This is a genomic window from Alloalcanivorax balearicus MACL04 (assembly GCF_025532145.1).
Lineage (GTDB): Bacteria > Pseudomonadota > Gammaproteobacteria > Pseudomonadales > Alcanivoracaceae > Alloalcanivorax > Alloalcanivorax balearicus.
On the sequence record NZ_ARXS01000051.1, the window covers coordinates 1 to 6,877 of the forward strand.

Here is a 6,877-nt window from a genome sequence, read left to right on the forward strand (position 1 = left end):
GGAAACTGTCCAAGATCACTTGACCACTACACTCCCGGGTGGAGAGGAAAAGTTAAGGTCGATCAGTATTCGTCAGGCAAAAGCAGCGTGGTGACGCTGCGGTTCCATTCGGTAATGATCCAGATCGTTAAGGCCGGAGTGACCTGATAGGACGAAAACAGCCGGTCGCCCTGTTCGAGGGCGTCGTCGTTGGTACGCCGATCCTCGTCACAGAGGTCGCCCCAGTCGCCCGCCAGATGGCGTTGGAGATAGGGGGAGGGATTGACCTCGCCGCGTTGAATCAGGTCGTTCACGCCCTGGGTCATGACGATGTCACCGGCAGGGAACAACGGTTGGGACAGTCTTACGAGTGCCATGGTGGTTTCCTTTTAAAGTGAAGGGGCCACGGCACCCGGCGGGGTGACAGGACCCCGGTGGGTGAATGAAACAGAGGATGAAGTGACGGCGCGCCGTGTTAAGCGCAGTCTTGTAAGGCCTTGCCCTCCTGACGTGTTGTTCCAAACGATTGCAGAAAATCCGCGGCGGTGCGGGCTTCTCCCGACGCCCGGAAAATCAGACGTTTGTCATTGCGGAGTGCCTTGAGCCAGTTGGCGATATAGCTTTCGTGCTGCAGTTTGCCTTCCAGGCCCAGGTGCCCACACAGAAAGGCCGCGGTGATTTCCGCGATCAGCTCTTCGTAGGCGTACTCCTCGGAGCCAAAGCCGCTCCAACAACGGATCCCGTCCCGGTTCAACCGGGTCGGATGGCCGCTCCAGTGGGCCAGCTCATGCAACGCCGTGGCGTAATAATCGCCCTCGCTGCGGAACTGACCTTTCAGGGGAAGCCGGATCCGGTCCTGTTGGTGGCTGTAGTAGGCCTGGTCTCCGGCGACGTGCTCCAGATCTGCGCCGGTCGCCTGAATGAGCCGTTCCGCGTCCTCGTGGGGGCGGAAGTCCGTGGCGGTTGCAGGGCGGTTGGAAGGACGGTCGTCAGGCAATCCCTCGCACTGCTCGATGTTGAACAGAGGGACACCGCGAACAATGGCGAAGCGTTTCATCTTCGGGTGCCCATCGTCGTCGAGGATAGGGTGGCCTTGATCGTCCTGCTCTGGCCGCTCCATTGGCCGGTACAGGCAGGCGAGGGTGGCCTGTTCGTTACGTCGGACGTGTCCGCCGGCCGCTTGGGCTTGGCGGTAGGTCAGCCAGCGGGCGCTGGCGTAGCCTTGGTCGGCGGCGGCGATCCAAAGGACCAGGATGTTGATGCCCTGGTAGGGGCGGCCGCTGATGGCGTTGTTCGGCATGAGGCCGTCAGCAGAGCCTCCGGTTGAGCAAGACCAGGGTTTGATCCAGGGTGGCGTGCTGTGTTCCAAGGCGGTGATGATACGTTGTGTCACAGACTCGTAGATATCCATGGTGATTCTCCTGTTGGAAAAGACGGAGAAACACCGACGCCGCATGAACGGCGTCCCCCAAAGGGAAGGTGTTTCCCCGTGGGGTGGATGGAAGGGCAGGCAATTGGAGAAAGGGAAAAGGCCCCGAAAACGAGGCCTGGGTAGAGAGTGACAGTGACGAGCGGTAATCAGGCGGTGGCCTGAGCACTGCGCGCCCAGTCCTGGGCATTAGCCTGGCGTTGCGCCTCGATGGCGGCCTTGGCCGCATCGGTGGGCAAACGCCATACGTTGGCTTGACCATCGTAGTCGTAGCCTTGCTGTACCAGTTGAGCCACCCGTGCCTGGAAGTCCGGTGCGTCCTTGGACAGCTGGACGGTTTCAGGCAGCGTTTTTTGAGCAGGCTGACGCGGCGTTTCCTTCGGTGAGGGTACATCCTCGGCAGTGGGTGCCGGGGCATCCTCGGAAGGGGCCGCTTCAGCCTGATCGTCCTGGCCACCCTGATGGGTGGGATCGGACGGATCTTGCTCCAACTGCGGCTGTTCCGCCTTGTAGACCAACTGACCGTTCACCTTGATCCAACTGATGAACAACAGACGGGCCTTGAGGCTGACGCCGGTCTGGCCGGCCTTGTCGCCTTTGGTGTAGGTAAAGGTATCGACCCACAAGTCGCCAATTTTGAAGCTGATCAGGACCTTCTGATCCTGCTGTACGGCGGCTTCGTATTGCTGGACCAACGCGGCGGCCTCTTTGCCGCTGACACGACAGTCGAAGCGGACGTAGGTCACGTCGTCGGAGGCCCCGGACAGCGCCGCGATGTTGCACGCCAGGAAGGGATTGCCCTTCTTGGGAGACACTTCGCGGATACGGTTCAGGTACCCGATGCCGGTGGTGTGCAGATCGAAGTATTGCTTTTCTTGAGTAGATTGAGTCGGTTGAGTGGACTGAGCTGGGTTCATGGTGATTCTCCTTAACGTTAAGAAAATACGGAGAAACACCACGCATAAGCGTGCCCCATGGGGATGTGTTTCCCCGTTGGGGTGATATGGAAAAAGGTGTCGAAGGTTGCCGGCTGGCGAGGGTTGAGAGTGGATCGAAGCCCGAAGGCTGCCTCGTTTCACGATCCGACAAGGCTTTTTTCAAGGGGCCGCTTATCCCAGCGGTGAGGGTGTTCGATCAATATCTAATCAACGATGGCGGCGGGGTGTCAAGCTTTTGGGGCCAGCGCAACCCTTCGCACCGGAGTAAGGTCACGAATTGGGGCGATGCACGTGATAGTACAGACTACGGCGCCCGCTGATGCGGCGTGGCTTTGGTATGGGTTTTTCGCCGTTGACCCAGGTCGAGGCTTCCACCCAACCGGTTGCCTCCAGGGCTCGGGAGATCCGCTTGAGTGTGAATTCCGGAATGGCCTTGACCAGCGTGTCGGAGGTGAACAAGTAAACCGGGCCTTGCGGGGTCTCCTCTCGATAGCCGTATTCCCCCATGGGGATGGCGGGATTCTGCTTGGCGTGCCGCAGGTTGGTGAACCCGGTGTCGGCGTGGTGATCCAGAAACATCACCATTAGTTGGTTTACCCTCTGGTACTCCCTCGTCCGGTTGGTGCCGGTCTGCGTTGGGCCGACCAGCCGCTGGTGGTAGGCCATGACGGTGTCCGGATGCACGCCGTAGCAGCGAGCGAAAGTGTCTATCGGCAGGGTTTTAAGGTCATCAATACGGTCCCGCCACCAGCGGTCCAACTGGTCCCGGTGGCGCATGGCCACCCGTCGACGTAACTGATTCAAGGCGGTATGGCTGATCTCCAAGGCCGCCTTGGCCTCATTGAAGATAGGGAGGTCATGCAGAGCCTGAGCCAATACCGGCGTGAGGATCAGGCTGATACCCCGAGAGGGGATGCCGGGGCCGGGCACTTGGTCCATCCGCCAGCCGTATTCAATGAAAATACCGTGGGGGGAGCGCACCCGCTTGCGGACGGCCCAGTGTTCACCATCAATGTCCCAAGCCTCACCGATGATCTGGGTGCGGTGCCGATAACCGCTCTTGCAAGGATATGCTGGTCGATTCATCGCTCAGGTCTTACTGTCCCTGCCTGGCATCCCACTGCCAGAACGTATCCCCGTAAGCACTGCCCTTGAAACTCGGCATGACCTCTCCCTTCTTGAAATAACGGCGGGAGCCCGCTTTTGCCGGGGTGAACCACCAGCCGGACTCAGGGCACGGCTGACCACCGGGGGTTCGGGGAGGGCGTACCGGAACATCAACCGGCTCGACAGCGTCGTCGTACTCGCCTTCAATCTGTTCGACGAAGTACCACTTGCAGGAGTTGAGTGCCATACCTTCGTTTCTCAGGAAACGACTGGCCATATTCGGGTTATCCAATTCCGAAGGGGAGAAGTTGCGCCCTCTTAGGTTGCGCACAAAAGTCTCGTATTCCGAAGGTGCGTATTGTTTGACCGCGTTAACAAGCTCGGGGCCTTTGACCCAAAAGTTATCCCTTTCCGCTGCTTGAATGATCTTTCTTCCCAGATCATTGAAAGTGACGCATTTCCCAGGGCTGCCATTGGTTTCCCCTCCTGTCCAACAAAACTGGAGCGCCCCTAGCGGGTCGTCTTGAGGTACATACACGCCCGTGCGTGGCGGCTTCTTCCCCGTCTCCGCTTCGACAGCCATATGGACGACATACTTGGGGAGTCGGGGGAAAAGGTGGGCTATCCCCGGGTTGCTCGGGTCAGTGCGGGAGCCGTACCAATACGAATTAAAGGCGCTTTCCGTCATGTTTTTTGGTGGTCCAATCAGGCTGTCGATATAAGTGGCATAGCCGTAAACTTCGCTGAAAGCCTCCTCGAACTGTTTTTCTTCCTCGGGGGTGGTCCAGCCCATGGATAGGTTCCGGAGCATGCCGGAGCAGTTTTCTGCGCCTGTGTTGCTATAAACCTCAATGGCCCGCCGGGCGATCTGATGAATCACACTTTGCCGCCATTCCTTCAACGCCGGGAAGCCGTAGGTGCTCCAGTTGGCCGCGGTGTCCCGCCATCCCCAGCGCGGATTGGCGATGTACTGGTCCCGGCCCTGTTGAAGCGCCGTATCAAGAGTGATTTCCGTGTCACCGATCAGCACATCCAGCCGGTCCTTCAGGCCCTGTAAGTACGCCTGCGAGGTGTAGTGATACAGCACCGTGGCCTGACGCTTTTGCCATACGTTCAGGGTCATAGGCGAGCCGCTCATGAGCCGTCTCCTTGTTTCGTCACTTGCCCAGGCAGATTAGGCAGGCCCAGTTTGACGTCCTCCAACTGGGCGTCGAAGTCCGTGGTGCCCCAACCAGTATCATAGGGACCTTGGATGCGCGGGTCATTGACGGCTTCCCGCAGACTGACGTGACGAGCCTTTTCTGCCTCTGGTAAGTCTTTAAAGGCGGAGTAGTCCAGTTCTGTCGGGTCCAATCGTCCACTCATGTCATCGGACTGCCGGAAAAACCGGAAAGTATCTGAAACGGTACCGGTCGGATTGCCTTGATCTGCAGTCATAATAACGATTTGCTCCCATCCGCCTTCCAGATACTTGCCTTCCATTTCAGGCACTTGCTCCAAGACCTGACTGGCGGCGGGACCACGCCACACATTCACACGGCCTCCTGCGGGGATATCCAGCACCACGAATTGCCCATTGGGGTTCCACTGGGGCCACACCGCCAGGAATTGACGCCAATCGCTTTTCGGGTCCTCCGCCTGTTTCATCAACTTCATAAAGTCTTCCTCCAACATCCAGCAGTCTCCGGCGGCGCCGTTGGAGGGTGAAGTCACACGATATAGCTTTTGCGGTCCCTCAAGGACATCGGGGCGAACACGATGAAATGTAGTGATCTGCCTATCTGATAGCATTGGAAAGTCGCTGTTGGTGAGCCGCTTCTCCTCCAATAAATCAAGCCAGTCTCCCCGTAGATCATCCATAAGATCCCCATCCTTAGGATTTAACCCCGGGTGCGGCGGCTCGCCTTCCTTCAACCACCGCGGCGGTGGGTCTGACTGGCGCATCAAGGTCACGGCCTTGGTTTGAGGCAGTGTTCCTCGGAAATGCACGTTGAGGGTGTTGACCCGGGCGCCGCGGTACAGCAGGTGCTCAGCGTCCAGGCGGCGGATGATCTGGTCCAGCACCTCCTGGATCGGAGCAATTGCCTCGCCGACATAGTTGTCGAATTGCCGGCGAATCTTCAGCACGGTCTCCAGGACCGCTTGGGCGCGGGCCCCTACGACAGGGACGAGTTTCACCTTGTCCGTCAGTTCGCGAAATTTTGCGATGCCGGTGTCGAACGCCCGAGTCAGACTTCCAGGATCTACTCTTCCTTTCAACTTGCGGGTTTCGTCGGCGAGATAGCCGAAGATGTCGTCGATCTTAAGGGCCTTCCAGTACTGCTCCACCTCTTTCTTGCGCAGGAAAGTGATCACCCAGGTCATGGCCTCTTCTATCGCTGTGGCAAGCTGACGCCCTCCAAAACGGCGGACAAACAGGAAGAAGATCTTCAACACACCCTTGAGCAGTGAACCCAGGGAGGGGATAAGGCCAATCAGCGTCAGACACAACGCGATCCAGGACCATTTGTCCGAGCTGTCCTCATTGAGGTGCATGCAGTTCGCGATGATGTCGCGCACATCGCATATTTGATCCACCACCGGGATCATCGAAATCGCGGCGTCGAACGTGACCTGTCCGGTACTGCGATCCAGGTTGAAATCCCCCTGAATCGCTTCCCAAAGCCAGATCGCCACATCGCGGCGCCCCTCATCAAAACGGACATAGGTGTCGGTCAGGAATGCCAGGGCGTCCCGTAGCTCCTGTTCCGTTGCGGGGCCGTTGCCAGGCGGGCTCATGTTTGTGACTCCTTCACTGAACGACGCTTCCTTGATAGTCCGGTGTGCCTGGCGTCTCAGGCATGGTTATCACCGGCGTCTGGAATTTGAAGATCGAAGAGGGAGGCAAAGGGCTGATCGGTCTCCGGTGTGCGCGGTTTGTACACCACGTTCTCCACCAGCTTATTGTCCACTCGTTCGTGCCGGCCTTCGCCGTTCGCGTCCAACTGTCCCGACACCGTGGGACCGTCCTGGAACAGAATGTCGTAATCCGCCTGGGCGATGCCCACCCCCGTATCGGGATCTCGATAATCCAACGCGATCCAATCCACCGCCTCATGGGTTGGAAGGTCTGACTTGGCAGAGGGCAGGGCTGGTATCGAAACGCTGCCGGCCTGGCCCGGCTCCAACGACTTTATGGAACCTTTGATGGTGAAGGTACCGGGGCAGCGGAAGAAGATGTTGGCGCCGTCGAGGACGATTTCCACCTCACCGCTTTGCAGGGTGATTTTTTCCTTGGCGAGGACGCTGACCTTGCCTTCACTGCTGGTGGCGGTGATGGCCTGGTCGGCGAGCAGTTCCAGCGGCCCGCCGTTGGCCTGCAGGGAGACCGGGCCGTTTTCGCTGATGATCTTGAGCGGGCCTTTGTGGCTGTAGAGGCCGGCGC

General features: G+C 58.7%; 7 protein-coding genes. All 7 read right to left on the minus strand.

The annotated features are described in order from the left end of the window. Positions 1-62: 62 nt before the first annotated feature. Positions 63-356, minus strand: coding sequence for a hypothetical protein (locus tag MA04_RS21425; protein ID WP_233918119.1), 294 nt, complete (start codon positions 354-356; stop codon positions 63-65). A gap of 98 nt (positions 357-454) precedes the next feature. Further along, complete coding sequence (locus MA04_RS21430; RefSeq protein WP_262462784.1) at positions 455-1,390, minus strand: ArdC family protein; 936 nt, start codon at positions 1,388-1,390, stop codon at positions 455-457. A 167-nt stretch (positions 1,391-1,557) separates the two neighbouring features. Beyond that, a complete protein-coding gene (locus MA04_RS21435) occupies positions 1,558-2,325 on the minus strand; it encodes an STY4534 family ICE replication protein (RefSeq protein ID WP_449355858.1) in 768 nt (255 codons plus the stop codon). A gap of 291 nt (positions 2,326-2,616) precedes the next feature. Beyond that, on the minus strand, positions 2,617-3,432 hold the full coding sequence (locus tag MA04_RS21440; RefSeq protein WP_262462786.1) for a hypothetical protein: 816 nt from the start codon (positions 3,430-3,432) through the stop codon (positions 2,617-2,619). 10 nt (positions 3,433-3,442) lie between these two features. Then, on the minus strand, positions 3,443-4,591 hold the full coding sequence (locus MA04_RS21445; protein ID WP_262462789.1) for a hypothetical protein: 1,149 nt from the start codon (positions 4,589-4,591) through the stop codon (positions 3,443-3,445). After that, positions 4,588-6,231 carry a hypothetical protein gene (locus MA04_RS21450; RefSeq protein ID WP_262462791.1) on the minus strand — a complete coding sequence of 548 codons (1,644 nt, stop codon included), beginning with the start codon at positions 6,229-6,231 and terminating at the stop codon, positions 4,588-4,590. Before MA04_RS21450 ends, MA04_RS21445 begins: the two co-directional genes overlap by 4 nt. A 56-nt stretch (positions 6,232-6,287) precedes the next feature. Beyond that, positions 6,288-6,877: DUF2345 domain-containing protein (locus tag MA04_RS21455; protein ID WP_262462793.1), on the minus strand; the 590-nt coding region annotated here is incomplete at its 5' end.